Annotated in this window: 1 protein-coding gene; it reads left to right on the top strand. The window is 39.3% G+C overall.

Annotated elements, in window-relative coordinates; translation table 11 throughout:
- Positions 1–28: 28 nt before the first annotated feature.
- Positions 29–211: hypothetical protein (locus ACEYW6_RS36880; RefSeq protein WP_412983704.1), on the top strand; the 183-nt coding region annotated here is incomplete at its 3' end.

Raw genomic sequence — 211 nt, 5'->3', positions numbered from 1 at the left:
GCAATCCCACGCAGAGAAGAAAGCAATTTTGTCAATCTCTGATTATATTGAGCAATCAGCTATCGAGTCAGCTTTAAGCCAAGCAGTATTAGGATTAACAGAGCAACTATCTCAATATCGGCAGCAACTAGTTCAAGATAAAACTACATTCAATGACTTTGATGAAGCATTTACGGCTGAGTTGCAATCCCATGCAGATCAGAAAGCCATT

Origin of the sequence: Nostoc sp. UIC 10607, from assembly GCF_047228265.1 — a bacterium.
Lineage (GTDB): Bacteria > Cyanobacteriota > Cyanobacteriia > Cyanobacteriales > Nostocaceae > Nostoc > Nostoc foliaceum_A.
The sequence above is the reverse complement of the archived record's forward strand: the minus strand, read 5'-3'. Positions and strand labels throughout refer to the sequence as shown.